At 40.2% G+C, this 14,267-nt stretch carries 14 protein-coding genes; 7 read left to right on the top strand and 7 right to left on the bottom strand.

The window, feature by feature from the left end:
* Positions 1-45: 45 nt before the first annotated feature.
* The 6 genes from THC_RS07270 (at position 46) to rpe (ending at position 4,236) form a co-directional block, all read left to right on the top strand.
* Entirely contained in the window at positions 46-1,020 is a 975-nt protein-coding gene (locus THC_RS07270) for a lysylphosphatidylglycerol synthase transmembrane domain-containing protein (protein ID WP_068515441.1), read from the top strand.
* Positions 1,001-1,942 carry a tetraacyldisaccharide 4'-kinase gene (gene lpxK / locus THC_RS07265; protein ID WP_068515438.1) on the top strand — a complete coding sequence of 314 codons (942 nt, stop codon included), beginning with the start codon at positions 1,001-1,003 and terminating at the stop codon, positions 1,940-1,942. Before THC_RS07270 ends, lpxK begins: the two co-directional genes overlap by 20 nt.
* Positions 1,943-2,249: 307 nt before the next feature.
* Entirely contained in the window at positions 2,250-2,399 is a 150-nt protein-coding gene (locus THC_RS09445; protein WP_153303654.1) for a hypothetical protein, read from the top strand.
* Positions 2,384-2,629 (top strand): hypothetical protein, encoded by a 246-nt coding sequence (locus THC_RS07260; RefSeq protein ID WP_068515434.1) that lies wholly within the window; start codon positions 2,384-2,386, stop codon positions 2,627-2,629. Before THC_RS09445 ends, THC_RS07260 begins: the two co-directional genes overlap by 16 nt.
* Positions 2,630-3,137: 508 nt before the next feature.
* A complete protein-coding gene (locus THC_RS07255) occupies positions 3,138-3,572 on the top strand; it encodes a hypothetical protein (protein WP_068515432.1) in 435 nt (144 codons plus the stop codon).
* Entirely contained in the window at positions 3,562-4,236 is a 675-nt protein-coding gene (gene rpe / locus THC_RS07250; protein ID WP_068515430.1) for a ribulose-phosphate 3-epimerase, read from the top strand. The genes THC_RS07255 and rpe overlap by 11 nt, the downstream gene beginning before the upstream one ends.
* On the opposite strand, the gene THC_RS07245 is transcribed toward rpe, so the two are convergent.
* The 5 genes from THC_RS07245 to THC_RS07225 are packed head-to-tail and all read right to left on the bottom strand — an operon-like array spanning position 4,208 to position 9,342.
* Positions 4,208-5,116: a CDP-alcohol phosphatidyltransferase family protein gene (locus tag THC_RS07245; protein WP_068515426.1), complete on the bottom strand. Its 909-nt coding sequence runs from the start codon at positions 5,114-5,116 to the stop codon at positions 4,208-4,210. The two genes, rpe and THC_RS07245, sit on opposite strands and share 29 nt — an antisense overlap.
* On the bottom strand, positions 5,086-7,053 hold the full coding sequence (locus THC_RS07240; protein ID WP_068515422.1) for a transglutaminase TgpA family protein: 1,968 nt from the start codon (positions 7,051-7,053) through the stop codon (positions 5,086-5,088). Before THC_RS07240 ends, THC_RS07245 begins: the two co-directional genes overlap by 31 nt.
* Positions 7,050-7,964 (bottom strand): DUF58 domain-containing protein, encoded by a 915-nt coding sequence (locus THC_RS07235; protein WP_148638841.1) that lies wholly within the window; start codon positions 7,962-7,964, stop codon positions 7,050-7,052. Before THC_RS07235 ends, THC_RS07240 begins: the two co-directional genes overlap by 4 nt.
* Positions 7,965-7,978: 14 nt before the next feature.
* The gene (locus tag THC_RS07230; protein ID WP_068515417.1) at positions 7,979-8,380 is read right to left on the bottom strand and encodes a hypothetical protein; all 402 of its coding nucleotides are present in this window, start codon (positions 8,378-8,380) and stop codon (positions 7,979-7,981) included.
* Between the two features lie 50 nt (positions 8,381-8,430).
* Positions 8,431-9,342 carry an AAA family ATPase gene (locus THC_RS07225; RefSeq protein ID WP_068515414.1) on the bottom strand — a complete coding sequence of 304 codons (912 nt, stop codon included), beginning with the start codon at positions 9,340-9,342 and terminating at the stop codon, positions 8,431-8,433.
* A gap of 611 nt (positions 9,343-9,953) precedes the next feature.
* Here THC_RS07225 and THC_RS07220 point away from each other — a divergent pair.
* Positions 9,954-11,360: a putative porin gene (locus THC_RS07220; RefSeq protein ID WP_068515412.1), complete on the top strand. Its 1,407-nt coding sequence runs from the start codon at positions 9,954-9,956 to the stop codon at positions 11,358-11,360.
* A gap of 57 nt (positions 11,361-11,417) precedes the next feature.
* Here the strand turns inward: THC_RS07220 and thiD are convergent, their stop codons facing one another.
* Positions 11,418-12,215, bottom strand: coding sequence for a bifunctional hydroxymethylpyrimidine kinase/phosphomethylpyrimidine kinase (gene thiD / locus THC_RS07215; RefSeq protein WP_068515409.1), 798 nt, complete (start codon positions 12,213-12,215; stop codon positions 11,418-11,420).
* A gap of 5 nt (positions 12,216-12,220) precedes the next feature.
* The gene (locus THC_RS07210; protein ID WP_068515406.1) at positions 12,221-14,245 is read right to left on the bottom strand and encodes a heavy metal translocating P-type ATPase; all 2,025 of its coding nucleotides are present in this window, start codon (positions 14,243-14,245) and stop codon (positions 12,221-12,223) included.
* Between the last annotated feature and the right edge of the window lie 22 nt (positions 14,246-14,267).

The following is a 14,267-nucleotide window of genomic DNA, read 5'->3' as shown; positions in this document are numbered from 1 at the left end:
TTCAGGTTTTAAAAGCCTTTGTGCTGTGATATAATGAACTCTATTATGATAAAAAATCTTTTTCTTGGCCTCATACTCACTCTGATTATAATACTCATTTCCTTTGGCTATCTTGGGCTAAAATACTTTCCAAAGGATGCTTTAAGAACCCTTCTTCTTCTGGATAGGAAAAATCTATTTTATGCCCTTTTGAGCCTCTTTTCCTTTCATACCTTTGATACTTTAAGGGTAATTGTCCTTGCCAGGGCCTTAAAAGTTAAATATCCCCTCTGGTATGGCTATCTTGTTTCTTTAGTAAACACCTTTGGGTCAACGGTTACTCCTGCACACTTAGGGGGGGAACTCTTACCCCTTTATACCCTTTCCCGTAGAGGAGGACACTTTTATCAGATTTTAACTATAGTTACCATGAAGGGCTTTTCAGGCTTTTTCTTCTATCTTCTTTTTTTACCCTTAACCCTTAATGCCCTTCTAAGGGATTCTCGTCAAACCAAAGAATTTCTTTTAGTTGTGGGTGCTCTACTCCTCTTTTCTCTTACCCTTTTTTTACTTTATAAACTTCTCTTTAAAAAAGATGCTCTTTTCCAGAAAAACTTTCTTAATAAGCTTAGAAGAACCGCTTTTAGATATTTTATAACCTGCAAAATCTTTTTCCGCACCAAGAAAAAGGAATTTATTCTGGCCCTGCTCTTAAGCTTTGGCCTTTATTTTTCCTTTCTCTTTGTAGGTATTTTCCTTGTAAGGGCTTTTAATCCCTCAGGGGATATTTTAGAGATATTTCTGGATCAACTACCCCTTCTTTATGCCATATTTATCAGCCCAACCCCTGGAGGAAGTGGAGTTGGAGAGTTTGGGGCCTTACCAATCTTTTCCCCTTATCTTCCTGAAGATACCATCGGTTTATTTGTCATACTCTGGAGGACTCTTAGTCAATATCTAAGCGCCTTCCTGGGAGGTCTTATTTTTTTGATTCTTGTTATCATAGATTATAAAAAGAGACATGCTGAGCAATCTCATTAATCCCTATTTCTGGGTCATCTCCATAAGAAACCTTCTCTATGATTTAAAAGTTCTGCCCTCTAAGAGACTTTCCATTCCAGTCATCTCCATTGGAAATCTCTCAGCCGGGGGAACTGGAAAAACAAGCCTTGTGCGCTATCTTGCTGAAAATCTCTCAAAGAAGCTCCATGTGGGGATTCTCTCGAGGGGATACAAGAGAAAAAGTAAAGGTTATAAGGTCATACTTGACAGAGGGATGCTTTGTTCAACCCTGTTTGAGGCCGGAGATGAAGCCTATATGCTGAGTTATCTCTTTCAAGGTAAACCTAAGGTTAGCCTTGCAGTGGGAGAGGATAGAGTTTTGGCTGGAAAAAGGATGATTGAAGAGCTAAATATTGAACTTCTCCTCTTAGATGATGGTTTTCAACATCGGCGTTTGTATCGCGATATAGATCTCCTCTTACTGAAAAAAAATGACCTTAAGGATAAACTTCTTCCCTTGGGAAGATTGAGAGAACCACTAAACTCTCTGAAAAGAGCATCTGCCATAATACTTAGCTATCAAGAAGTCCTTCCCTTTGAATTTACCTTTAAGGATAAACCAATTTTTAAGCTCTTTCGTAAAAATTTTCGCATCCTCGATGCCAGCCATCATCCCCCCACCCTTAAAGAGGGAGAATCCTTTATCGCCTTTTCTGGTCTTGGATCTAACGAACAATTTCAGATGACCCTGAAAAACTTAAAAATCCCTGTTAAAAAACTTCTTTCCTTTCCTGACCACTATGATTACAGAGATTTCAAGCTTGATCCCTCTGAGAAATACTTAACAACTCTTAAGGACTTTATAAAGTTCCCCCAAGCCCCAAATCTTTATTTTTTTGACTTTGATATAGAAATTCCCAGCCTTCTTTTATTCTTAGAAAACTTTTTTAAGGAGGAGTGAATATTTAACCCTGCATAAAAAAATGCATAGGTTCATATCCTCAGAGGAAACATGGGGGTAAAGAAGGTGAAAGGTGAGAGGGGAAAGTAGAGGAAGCCCTTTGCGTGTCTGCTCTATGTAATATATAATTGGCATTCACATTGTTTTGCCTCTACTTTGATATGGGAATTAGAAAAATTTTATTCAAGAAATGATTAATTTTGGTTCAATGCAAGAAGTTTACGCATAAAAGGGCTATAAACTTCATCTTTTATTTTAATTTTTTCTTGATATAATATATATAGATTGCGCTTAGAGGGAGGCTTTTATGAATACTAATTTTAGTCCCAAGGAATTAACAGAAGCTGTAAGAGACATTTTTAGCGGGACCTTAGGGTATGAAATCAGGGGAAAAATTAGTTCTGAGATAATGGAGATAATTCAGAAAAAATTATCTAACCTATGGAGAAAAAACTGAGGTTAAATGAAGAGCGACTGAAGGAGTTAACTCTTCTTGAGAGAATTATTCGTGTGGAAGAGGAATTAAAGGCTTTAAGGGAGCTTGAAGGAAAGAGATTTGAGAGTTTGATAAGAGAGATGAATGCAAGATTTGAATCCCTTGAAAAGCGTATGAATTTTATGCAATGGTTGATAACAGCTGGCTTTGCCTTCTTAGGTGTCCTTTTAGCTCTACTCAAATTTTTATAAAGCTCTTCTATTGTTATAATTCCTGAATTAAATCTCATTCTGCATACATAATAATTCTATAAAACTTATTAAAATATAAAAAGCTTAAAAGAACTAAATGCAAACCAACGCATGCAGGGGCAAATAATTATTTGCCCCTATCAAAGGATTTACAACAATTTTTGCATAGGTTCATATCCTTGCAAGAAAAAGAAAGGGGTGATAAGAGGTGAGAAATGAGAGGTTAAAAGAGGGGCAAATCCTATAGTGACTGCCCAATCTTTATGTGTCTGCCCAATACTTTAAAGGATCCCATAACAGGCAAACACATAGATTTTCCATAAGGGAGGCAAACACATAGGTTTGCCCCTACAAAATACAGGTTCACTTTCCTACAACCGAGGTAGAAAAAATCATATAGAGTCTCAAAAGATATGGACGCATACAGGATATTGATTTTTCAATGTTTTTCAGGTATTATATTAGAAATTGGCCTGTCTGCATGCACAGGCAGGGAGGTTTAAAATTTATGCAAAATCAGCCTGTTGCTAAAAATCCTGTCCTCATTCAGCTTCCAACCGGGCTTTACTTGGGGCTGGTCTGTTATAATCCCCTTTACGAAAACCTCAAGTTTGTCCTTGAAAAGAGGGACTTTTTTGAAATGGAGTGGCCTGCCCTTATGATTTCACAGGAAAAAGGGCTTTTCCCGGCGCTTCTTGGTCTTCCCTACATTACTATTCAAAGAAGTCAGATCCTCTGGTATACTACCCACATTCCTGCAGAGCTTTTAAATCAGTATCAGTCCTTTTTGCCTTTTCTGGGTGAAGGAGGTGTCTCTGGCCCTGAAAAAGCCCCTGAAAAACCCCTTGAAAAGCCAGTTCAACCAAGGGCTAAACCCCGCAAAAAAGAAGAGGAAAAAATTATTCCCTTTCCTATAAAGAAGGACTATCCCGATGCCCATTAGTCTTCCTTCTGATAGACCCCTTATTGCCCCATCAATACTATCTGCAGACTTTTCTTGCCTGGGAGAAGAGGTCAACAGCGTTGAAAAAGCAGGCGCTCATCTTCTCCATCTTGATATTATGGACGGCCTTTTTGTCCCTAATCTTACCTTTGGCCCCCTTGTAATCTCTGCTCTTAGACCCCATACATCTCTTCCCTTTGATGTGCATCTGATGATAATTCATCCCGAAAGATACATTAAAGACTTTGCCGAAGCTGGAGCAGATCTTATCTGCATACATGCAGAGGCTACCCCCCATCTTCACCGTGCTATTACCCAAATCAAGGAACAAGAAAAGCTTGCCGGGGTCTCCCTAAATCCCCATACCCCTCTTGAGGTCCTTGATTATGTCCTTGATCTCCTTGACTTTGTGCTTATTATGACTGTTAATCCCGGCTTTGGTGGTCAAAAATTTATCCCCCAGTGCCTACCAAAAATTGAAAGATTAAAAAACATCCTAATTAAAAGAGGGCTTCCTACCCTGATTGAGGTTGACGGTGGAATAAATTCAAAGACAGCTCTTTCTGTTCTGCAAGCTGGTGCAGATATCCTGGTTGCAGGCTCAGCAATCTTTGGACAAGAGGATTATCAAAAGGCTATCTCAGCCTTAAAATCTCCCACATAAGTTTCAAACTTTTAATGCCATCTCGGTAAAGGCTAAAGGCTAAGGCAAGCCAGAGGCTGTAATATAGCTCTCCCCTGAAAAGGGCCTCCCCTGAGATTCCAAGGAGCACTGCCACAATAAGGAGAGATTCTTCCTGAGCGTGAAGGGGAGAGGCCTTAGCAAGACCCTTTCTGAAAAAATAAAAGGAAAGGGCTAATTGAATTATCCAGAAAAGCTTCCCTGAAAAGGGAAAAACTATCAATAAAGAAAGGCTGAAACTCAAAGAAAGTAGTGATTTTCCCCAAATAAGAGGTTCAAGGCTCGTTCTTCTCAAGGCCTTTTTAACTCGATAAAAATAGGGCAAGGCTGAAAAGTAGCTAAAGAGCGCAAGGCCCCAGAGGGCATAGTGAATTATAATGAGATAACTCCTGTTAAAGATACTTAATAAAATAGCAAGTCCAGCCAGAGTCATCTGCAAGAAGGTCTTCCATCGGGCTACATTTACTACCCTCAATTCCTCAGGGAACCAGCTCCTCAAAAGAGCAACTAAAATCTCCCTACTTAAAAGCACAGCAACAGGTATAAAAGGAAAATAGCCAAGAAAAACCAGGGTAAGATAAACTACTGTTACAAAAATTTTATCTGCCACAGGGTCAAGAAGGGCCCCTATGGTAGTAATTCGCTTTTGCCTCCTTGCCAGCACCCCATCCACATAATCAGTAAATCCAAGGAGAGATCCAAGCCCAAGGGAAAAGAGCTTGGCTAAATATCCCTCTAAGAAAAGCAGAGCACAGGGAAGGGGTAAAAGAAAGATCCTCAAAAGGGTAATTCGGTTAGGGGTAATCCTCTCCAAAAACCCTTTTTCTTCCTTTACCTCAAGCTTTGCAGTCTCTTCAGACATTCTCTAAGCCTCTTCAGGACCTCTTTGTCAAAGGGCCTATCTTTATAACTGTACTCAGAATATAAACTTATAAATCTCAAAACCTCTTCCCTTAAGGTAGCATTCTTTATCTTTTCTGCAAGCTCAAAGAGTCCCTCTGATTCAAGCTTTGGATATCCCATCTTTTTAAGCTCTTTGAGAAATAGATATAAAAGCCTTTTCTCACTGGACCAGAAAAAAGGTAACTCTTTCTTATGTTTAAATAGCACTGCCAGAAATATAACCACCCCAAAGACAATCAGGGCAACTTTTAGCCAACCCTTTAGGCCACTAAAGGAAAACTCTTTCCCATCTTTTTGCGTTCTTTTTAGCAAATCACTTTTAAATAAGTTAAGCAGTCTTTTTTGTTTAGAAAAATCAAAGTCAAGAATAATTTTGGTGTAATAAAAGTTAATCCAGTCTAAATAGAGTTTAATCTTATATAGAAGGCCCTGATTCTGGCTAAGGAGAACAAAGCTTGCAGATGGACTTGGATCAACTCTTAACCATCTTCCATTAAGCCAGGCCTCCACCCAGGAATGGGCAAATCTCTCCTCCACAAGATAGTAACCTCCTCTCTCATGATAAATAGCCCCTTTATATCCTCCTATCACTCGAGAGGGGATACCATTAAGTCTGAATAAAAGGGCTGTAGCTCCTGCAAAGTATTCACAATTCCCCCTTTTTGTTTCAAAAAGAAAGGTCTCCAGGGGCTTCTGTGTAAGAGGAAGCTTGGTTAAGCTATAGCGAAACCCCTCCTGCTGAAAATAGCCAAGGGTCTTTTTAATTGTCTCCTCAGCATCTTTGCCTTTCAATCTCTTAGCAAGAGAGAGCACCCTTTCATCCACATGTGGAACCTGAAGATAAGGGGCCAAATTTCCACTACTCTGCAAAGGCAGGTCTTCTGCATAGGAATTAGTTTCTTTCAATAGAAGAATCTCATATCGTAAAGGATAAATCAAAGGGGTATCAAGTTTGAAAACTCCATCTGCAAAGGTTCTCACTCCCTCAAGTTTCCTGACAACCATGGTTCCATCAGGAACTGGAAGATACCCCTCTAAATCCTCTTCAAGATAAATAGTCCCTTTAAAGGCCCTACCAGTAATATCCCCCTTTCCAGGAATCTCCTCGGGGATATACTTTCTCTGCCAGGATCTTCCATCAAAATAGTCATAAACCATAACCCTGAAATACAGGCTATCAGGATTTAAGACCTTTCCCTCCTCAAAGGAAAGCCTCAGGACCTTTCGGGCACTCTCCTGAATTTCTGAAAAGACACCTAACCTTATCTGATTTGTGAAGCCAGTTTTGGCCTTTTCTTCAGGGTTTTTAGCTAAATTAAAGAGAGGGGTCTTAAGCCTGGGAAGACCGATAAAGAAAACCCCTGAAAGAAATAGACTTGCCCAGAGAAGAACTCCAAACCAGATAACTCCCCCTCTAAGCTCCCTCCAGGAGATAGTCTTTACCTCCATCTCAACCATATAAAGATGAAAAAATAAGGCATAACCCACATAAAATATCTGTAAGATAAGCAATATAAAAAAAGTAAAGTGGGTATAAAAGTAACTTGCCCCTGCAAGGATTAAAAATTCCAGAAGATAGATCTGAAAAAAATCCCTCAGAGCCTTTTTCTCAAGCAATTTCAGGCTCAGGAGAAAAAGAAGGGTCCTTAAGGCATTTTCAAGAAAATTGGAAAGATTAACTGTCAGGAAGAAAAGAGCAATAAAAAGAATACCTGCAAGGTTGATAAAAAGGCGGGGAAAAAAGATTTTTCCTCTTTCAAGAAAAAAAGCTAAAGAGGAAAGAAATAGACAGATCCCCCAGGCCTCTATGGAAATAACCTTGAAAAGCAATCCAAAGGGAATAAGAAGGCTTCCGTAAACTAAGACCTGTTCAAAGCTAAATTTTTTAATATTCATTTCTCTTCGTAGAGAGCTAAGGCCTTAAGAAGCTTCAATTTATGGGCCTCCCCGGTTCCAACCGGAAAACTCTCTTTCCCAAGTCTCATGCCTACTGGAGATCCCCTTTTAGTAACCTCAAGGATAAGATAAACCGCACAGGAAAGTTTATCCTCAAGGGAGGAAGCTGGAAGTTTAAGGACATCAAAAATCTTAGGGGAAGTTAATTCCTCTGCAAATATCTTTCTTCGTAGTTCCTCCCATTTAGCTAAACTTTTCCAGGCAATGAATTTTTTCGGCACACCCGCTGTATAATCACTAAGACCTTCAAATTGTGCCGTTCCCAGATCCTGGAAGCCCCTATTCTCCCCTTTCAAAACCTTCCTTTCAAACTCAGAAAGGGACTGGCACTTCTTTGGCTCAGGAAAAACCAGAAACTCTCTTTTAGGCTCATACTTAATACTTCTTATGAAAAAACCAATGGGAAATAAAGAAGAAATCTCTACAGTAGATACCTCGTATCTACCCCTCTTCTCAAAAACCGCATCAATCAAAATCTCCCTTTCTCTTTCAAGGAGCCCAATCTTACTAAAAATCTTTCTTTCTACCCCTGCTGAATCCCGGATGTTTATGCTTAAGCGCAGTAAAAAGGAGGGCATCTTTATTCGCCAGAGGCCACTTCTCTTTTTTCTAATCCGGAGGAAAAAAAAGGCCTTCCCCTTAGCATAAATTTCCTTAGGCAGTATGACTTCACTCTCCAATCCAAGGAGATTTGCCCTTCCAAAAACCCCTGAAAGCCACATAAAGCTCAAAAGAAGGGAAATCATTATAAAGAGAAGATTATTACCAGTATTTACTGCCGCAATCCCTATGAAAATAGAAAGAAGAGTGTATAAAAGACCGGCCTTTGTAATTTTAAGAGAGGCCTTCACCCTTGAAAAACTTTTTACCAAAACCTATAAATAGTCATAAGAAGTCCCAGAAAGGCAAGGCCAAAGCCAATTATCTTCATCCAGAGACTGAGAAGTTTGAAAAGATCATCAAATCTTTTATTCATGTCGTCAAATCTTTTATTTACATCTTCAAATCTCCTGTTCATCATCTCAAGCATGAGATTCTGGGCTTCCCGGAGGGCTTTAAGCTCCTCTTCCACCCGAATAATTCTCTCAAGAAGAGTATTTTCATTGAGTCTCTCAAGATTGATTCTCAGACGCCTTTCAAAAAGCTCCCTTATTTTCTCTTCAAGGCTTTCCTCAAACTTCTTATCAAGCTCCTTAAAAATTTTTTCTTCTATACGGGGAAGAATTCCTTGAAAGAGCTTATTTTCAAGCTCAGCCAGATTTTCCATAGCGCTATCCTCCATTTTATTTATTAATTATAAGGTCACTTTTTCTGAAATCAAAGAGGAATCTTTATCTCTTCAAGGATTTTTATTATTAAAAGGTCCTTTTCACCCTCATATTCTTCCTTAAATCCAAGCCTGTGGGGGAGCACAAAGGAAGAAAGGGCCTTTATATCCTCAGGAAGAACATAGTCCCTCTCATAGAGATAGGCCCTTGCCTTTGAAGCCTCAAGAAGAAGGAGAGCTCCCCTTGTGGAAAGACCATATCTTAAAAAGGGGCTTTTTCTTGTTTCAGAAACTATATCAAGCACATAATCAAGCACCTTCTCTGAAACATAGACCTCTTTTACCTCCTCCTGAAGCCTTAAAATTTCCTCTGGTGAGAAAAGAGAGGGAATCTCAGAAAGTTCCTCTTTGAGACTTCCCCTTTTAAGAATTTCCCTTTCAAGATCTCTTGGGGGATAGCCTATGGAAATCTTCATTAAAAAGCGGTCAAGCTGGGCTTCAGGAAGGGGAAAGGTTCCATAATATTCTATGGGATTCTGAGTGGCTATAAGAAAGAAAGGCCTGGGCAGGGGATAGGAAACTCCATCCACTGTCACCTGCCCCTCCTCCATAGGTTCAAGAAGGGCACTTTGAGTCTTAGGGCTCATACGATTAATCTCATCCACAAGCACAATATGGGCAAAAATTGGCCCGGGATGAAACTCAAAACTCTCAAGTTTTTTATTGTAAATTGAGGCCCCGGTTATATCCGAAGGAAGGAGATCACTTGTTCCCTGTATGCGAGAAAAGGAAAGCCCAAGAATCTTAGCTAAGGATAGGGCAAGGGTTGTCTTACCAACCCCTGGAAGATCCTCAATAAGAAGATGGCCTCTTGCAAGAAGGGTTATAAGTGTAAGCTCAAGAGCACTTTCCTTCCCTGAAAGATACTTTCTTAAGGTTTCAAATATCTGAAAAAGCCTCATTTTTATTATTTTACTCCCATTTTAAAGTAAAACCAGATATATGTATGCGTCCATATCTTTTGAGACTCGAAAGGATTTTACATCAATGTAGGGGTTCAAAATCTTGAACCCCTACAAGGGTTTAAAATTTTAAACCCCTACACAGGGCAGACACGCAAGGAACTTCCCCTACTTTTACTTTTACCTTTTACCACCCTTTTTCTTGTAAGGATATGAACTTATGCAAATATATGTGCCTATGTCTTTTAAGCCTCAAATCTGCCTCCCAACCTTTTTACCTTTTTCCACCCCTCCTTTTTATTATAAGAATGTGAATCCATGAAGCCTATAGGGGAGAAAAAGAGGAAGAATTTACAAAAATAAGAGAAAAAAAAGGGTTTTGCAAAATATTTTGGATTTATAAATTATGAGAGGCAATTTTAAACATTGACTAATTTAATAAAAATATTTAAAGTTAATATTATCTGTAAATTTGCTTGAAATCCTGCTACAGGAGTTACTTTTTGAAAAATTTGAAAAAAATTTTTAAAAATTTCCCCTTGACAAATTTAAAAGAGTTTGTTATATATACCCCTAAGTTAAAAAAGAAAAAAACTTAAAGGAGGTGGGTTATGAAGGTAGCAAGGTGGAAGGTTTTAGGTTTGGCAGGAGTTTTGGCTTTAGGTTATGTGGTGGAAGCTAATGCTGCTCAGATCAAGGTCAGTGATGAGACCTGGGCTAATTTCGGTCTGAACATGAAGATCTGGTATAATAATTATGACAAGCGCTCAAATTCAACAACTTCTGGTGGCTGGAGTCGGAATGAATTTAGAGTTGGTCAAGCCAAGATTTATTTTACAGGGCAGGTGAATAAGCTTGTTCAGTTCTATGGAGAGTTTGATCAGGAAAGGACAACTGATCAGATTGGTGAAGCGGGGGTTAATTTTGCCTTTGCCAAGGAATTTCAGGTTCTTATGGGAAAGATCAGGAAGCCCTTTACCAGGGACCAGATTGTCTCTGGTTATGCCCTGCTTGTTCCCAGTGATAGCTTTTTTGATCCTCAGGGAATTTTAGGTAGAGCTCGTTTAGGTCTTGATAGGACTGATTTTGGGCTTATGTTCCATGGAGACCTTGCAGGAGGTATCCTCAATTACAGAATCGGTATATTCAATGAGGATAGATCCACTGCAAATAAGATTTGGGTGGGAACTGAGTTGGTGAGAACGGAGAGAAGATTGAATTATTTGCCAGATGGTAATGTAACATGGAGCTGGGTGAATATACCATACTGGGCGGGGTGGACAGATTCATCCATCCAAACTGGTAAGAAACTCAATGATAAGAAGAATTTTGAGTGGAATGCAAGAGTTGAGTTTCAGCCTCTAATGCTTGGTTTTAAGCCTGATTCTGCAGCAACCATTACCGCAAAATCCGCTGATACAACCCTTGGTGCCAAAGATATCTTTGTTATAGGCCTTGGCTATCACAGGGAAAAACATACACCACCCCTTGCGGATTTAGATAACAAGACCCTTGACAGAACTGGCTGGACCATTGATGCAACCTTTGAAAAGAAGTTTGGAAACCTTGTTCCCAATCTCCAGGTGGGTTATATCTCCCTTGATGAAACCCACGGATATTATAAATATATAATTGAAGATGGAGAGATTGCAGATGCGCGTCCCAAGAAAGGAGATACAGAGATCTGGTATGTTCAGGGACAGCTTCTTTTTGACCAGATGGTTGGTTTTGGAAAGCCAGCCCTTGCCTTCAGATATGAAAAAACCAAGGCTGATGGCGAGTATGCTTATGAGACCGATACTTCGGTTGTGCACAAGAAAGATCTTGAGATCTCCAGATGGGGTGTTGCCCTCAATTACTACATCAAGGGCCAGGCTGCAAGAGTCTCCCTTGGCTTTGACAATGTCCAGTATGATGGCGCTGCCAAAGCCTTCTTAAAGAGATCTGGAACCACTCCTGCCACTAAATACGAAGACTCCATTACTGACTGGTATCTCTACATCCAGACCCAGTTCTAAACCAGCATAGAATCCTTAAGGGCAGGTGTTCACCTGCCCTTTTTTATTTTTTATCCCTTAAAGAAAGGGAAGTAGTTGTAAATTCCCAGAGCCTTGAAGCTCTAACTTTCTATTAAAACTCCTTTTTAACCTTTTCCATAACCAGGTTAGCCCCTTTTTTAGGGCTAAATCCAGGGGATAGCCTTTCATAAGATAGGCTAAAATTGCAGAAGAAAGGGCACAGCCTGTGCCATGAAATTCAGCTGGTAAACTCTTAACAGAAAAACCCTTCACCCTTCCCTTCTCATTCAAAAAGAGGATATAGATCCTGTTCTCACCCTTAAAACCTGTAAGCACCGGAAATCTAATCCCTGAATCCTGCAAGACCTTAAGAGCCCTTCTGGCTTCAGCATGATCTCTAATTTTAATGCCAGTTAGTTTCTCTGCTTCAGGGACATTTGGAGTTAGGACATCCACAAGAGGAAAGAGCCTCCCCTTAAGGACCTCAAGATAGTCCTTACCCTGGAAAAGGGCCTTATTTAGAGTTGCCTTAAGCACTGGATCAGCAACAACCCACTTAATCTGCACCTTATATCTCTCTATATAAAAGGCTGTTTTTTCCACAATCTCCGGGGTTGCAAGCATACCCAATTTTATACCCTCTACCCTTAGATCCTCAAAAATTATTTTAAGAAACCTTTCAAAGGTCAGGCTATTCAGAGGAATCCAATCCTCAAAACGGGAATAGCTCTGAAAGGTAAGAGCTGAAGGCACTGCAGAGACCTGCATGCCCTGCAGGGTTAAAACCTTCACATCCATCAAAAGACCTGCTCCACCTGAGGGGTCAAATCCTGCAATAACTAAAACCTGAGACATAAAGCTTACTTTCTAATGGAATTTAACACCACACTTACTGAGGAAAAGGCCATCATAAGACCAGCAATCTCAGGTTTAAGCACTATGCCATAGGAATAGAGAAGTCCCCCTGCGATAGGTATGCCAATCAGATTGTAAATAAAGGCCCAGAATAAGTTTTGAAAAATTCTTCTTCTTAATAAGAAAGCGATCTCAAAAAAGGCCTGGATCCCCTTTAACCCGGAAATAAGGACCACATCTCCTATTCTTTTGGAAAGATCCACTCCTTCAGCCATGACAAAGGAAAGGTCCGCCTTAGCAAGGGCAGGGGCATCATTTATACCATCTCCCACCATAGCCACTTTTACCCCTCTTGACTGTTCTTCTTCAATTAGCCTCAGTTTATCCTGAGGTCTGACTCCTGCATAGACTCTTTCAATTCCAAGGGCCTGAGCTACCCCTCTGGCTCTCTCCGGGGTGTCTCCTGTGGCAAGAACTGGCTCAATCCCAAGGCCCCTTATGTAATCAAGAATTTCTCGTGTAGATTCCCTAATTTTGTCCTCTGCCCAAAATTCTGCAAGCACTTTCTCACCCCTTTTAAGCACAAGCCCCCTGGCAAATTCATCCCTTCCCAGAAAAAACTCTCCACAAAAGATTCCTCTTCCGGGCTCCTCCCTGCACTCTCCAATCTCAGCTGGGTGGATTCCTTTTTCCCGGGTAAATTCAACAATAGCCCTTGAATAGGGATGCTTGGAGGTCTGAGCAAGGGCAAGGGCAAGAGAAAGTGCTCCCTCTTCATAAACCTTAAAATCAACTATATGAGGTTTCCCCTCTGTAAGGGTCCCGGTTTTATCAAGGATTAAAACCTTTATCTCCTTAGCCTTCTCAAAAACAGAAGGATCTTTTACAAGCAAACCCCTTCTAAAGGCTCTTGTCAGACCAATGGAGATTCCTAAAGGAACTGCAAGCCCGAAGGCACAGGGACAAGAAATAACGAGCACAGATAAAGCAAAATTAAAACTTGTAACTATCCCCTCACCTCTGAAAAACCAGAAAAAAAAGATACCAATAGAGAGTAAAACTATGGCTTGAACAAAGTAATGGGCAACGAGGTCTGCAATTCTTTGAATACCAGGTTTATGCCTCAAGGCCTCTTCAACGAGATTCAAAAGCATGGAGATATAACTTCTCTCAAGGAGAGCAGAAACCTTAGCCTTAGCAAATCCATTTACTACAAGGCTTCCAGAAATAAGGGCATCTCCCTTTTTCTTTAAAACAGGCACGCTCTCCCCTGTTATAAGGGATTCATCCACCTCAAGAGAACCCTCCTCCACAAGGCTATCCAGAGGAATAAGATCTCCTGGCTTAACTATAAGGATATCTCCTGGTAGAACCTCACTCACAGATACCTCTTTTTCTCCATCAGGGGTTAAGATTATAACCTTTGCGGTTTGTATAGCAAAAAGCTCTTTGAGAAGATTCAGGGCCCGGGTTCTTGATCGCTCTTCAATGTATTTTCCAAGCCTCACAAAGGCAATGAGAAAAGCATTGGTCTCAAAAAAGGGCTCCCCTGGAAGGAACTTAAATACGGCAAGAAGACTATAAATAAGGGCTGATGTGGTTCCAAGGGCAACAAGGACATCCATGTTCCCAATCCCTGCCCGAAGGCTTGCATAAGCCCCTTTATAAAATCTGTAACCACCAATAATTTGAATAGAGATACTGAGTAAAGCCTGAAGAAAGAGGCTAACGGGATGATGATAAAACATGAGCCCCATAATTGCCAGACTTGCTAGAAAGGAAAAGCCAAGGATTTCCCTTTGATAGTCCTTCTTTTTGACACCAGAAGCTACTTTATATCCAAGGTCTTCAATAACTTTCTTTATTTCTTCAAGACTTAAAAACTCCTCTTCAAAATCCACAGAGACCCTTCCAAGTTCAAAAGAGACCTCAACCCTTTTTACACCTTTAAGTTTTTGTAAGGAGATCTCAATAGCCTTAGCACAATTTACACAAGTCATTCCCTCAACTTTAAGGGTAACCCTTTCCATAGCATCCCTCTCAACTTCTTAA

The sequence above is a fragment of the Caldimicrobium thiodismutans genome, from assembly GCF_001548275.1.
GTDB classification, from domain to species: domain Bacteria; phylum Desulfobacterota; class Thermodesulfobacteria; order Thermodesulfobacteriales; family Thermodesulfobacteriaceae; genus Caldimicrobium; species Caldimicrobium thiodismutans.
The sequence above is the reverse complement of the archived record's forward strand: the minus strand, read 5'-3'. Positions and strand labels throughout refer to the sequence as shown.